This is a genomic window from Knoellia aerolata DSM 18566 (assembly GCF_000768695.1).
Classification (GTDB): Bacteria; Actinomycetota; Actinomycetes; order Actinomycetales; family Dermatophilaceae; genus Knoellia; species Knoellia aerolata.
The window spans coordinates 1-1,572 of record NZ_AVPL01000136.1; the positions used below are offsets into that span (position 1 = coordinate 1).

At 76.3% G+C, this 1,572-nt stretch carries 1 protein-coding gene; it reads left to right on the forward strand.

What is annotated here, in order from left to right:
• Positions 1-326: 326 nt before the first annotated feature.
• Positions 327-1,502, forward strand: coding sequence for an alanine racemase (gene alr / locus N801_RS18955; protein ID WP_035940894.1), 1,176 nt, complete (start codon positions 327-329; stop codon positions 1,500-1,502).
• Positions 1,503-1,572 lie beyond the last annotated feature (70 nt).

The window sequence follows — 1,572 nt, forward strand, 5'->3', positions numbered from 1 at the left end:
CGGGGCTCATCGGCACGCTGCTCGCCGCGGGACTCGACCCGGCCGACGCCGGCGCCCTCGGCGCCCTCGTCCACGGCGTGGCCGCAGACCGGGTCGGCGGCGGGGGGCCCGTGCGGGCGCTCCGGGTCGCCCACGGCATACCGGAAACCGTCGCCCACCTCCTCACCCGGCACTGACCCCCACCCGCTACGTCAGCGTGAAGGGTCGCTCCAGCGACCGTTCACGCTGACGTAGCGGGGCACCACCACCGTGACGTCAGCGTCGACGGTTGCTCCAGCCACCCTCGAGGCTGACGCAGGCGGGGCCCACCTAGACTTGATCGCCTCATGACCACGTCAGCCGCCCCCGTCTCCGCCGCGCCGCCCGAGGGCGCCTCGGCGTGGGTCACCATCGACCTCGACGCGATCCGCGACAACGTGCGCGAGCTCGTCCGACGGGCTCCCGGCGCCGAGGTCATGGCGGTCGTCAAGGCCGACGCGTACGGCCACGGGCTCGTGCCCAGCGCCCGCGCGGCCGTCGCGGGTGGCGCCACCTGGCTCGGTGTCGCGCAGCTGTCCGAGGCGCTGGAGCTGCGGGCCGCCGGGGTCACGACCCGGGCCCTCACCTGGCTCTACGCCCCGGGAGCGGACTTCGGCGCGGCGCTCGACGCCGACCTCGACGTCTCCGTGTCCGCGCCGTGGGCGCTCGACGCCGTCGTCGCCGCGGCCCGCGAACGCGGACGGGTGGCCCGGGTGCACGCCAAGGTCGACACCGGCCTCGCGCGCAACGGGGCGCTGGGCCAGGGGTGGACCGAGCTCGTGCGCGCCCTCGGGCCGGTCGTCGCGGAGGGCGCCATCGAGCTCGTGGGGGTCTGGTCCCACTTCGCCCTCGCGGACGCCCCCCGGCACCCGACCGTCCTGGCGCAGCGCGAGCGGTTCGTCGAGGCGGTCGCGGAGCTGGAGCGGGCCGGCATACGCCCGTCCGTGCGCCACCTCGCGAACTCCGCCGCCACGCTGACCAACCCGGACGCGCACTTCGACCTCGTCCGGCCCGGCCTGGCCGTCTACGGCCTCTCGCCGGTGCCGGACCTCGGCGCCCCCGAGGACTTCGGGCTGCGCGAGGCGATGCGGGTCACTGCCCGGCTGGCGCTCGTCAAGCACGCTCCCGCCGGGCAGGGCGTGAGCTACGGGCACGCCTACACGACGAGCGAGGACACGATGCTCGGGCTCGTGCCCGTCGGCTACGCCGACGGCATCCCCCGCCACGCGGGCTCGGTCGGGCCGGTCGCCGTCGACGGCCGGCGGCTCACCGTGGCCGGCCGGGTCTGCATGGACCAGTTCGTCCTCGATCTCGGACCGGCGTATGCCGGTGCCGCGGGTGACGAGGTCGTCATCCTCGGCCGGGGTGCCGACGGCGACCCGACCGCCCAGGACTGGGCGGCCGCGATCGGCACCATCAACTACGAGATCGTCACCCGCATGAGCAGTCGCCTCCCACGCGTCGTCGTCGGAGGGGGAGCCTGATGGCGGGCGTCGGCAAGGCGATCGGGCTCGGTGCCGCCGCCGCGGCCGCCGCCGGGGCCGCCGCGGCCGG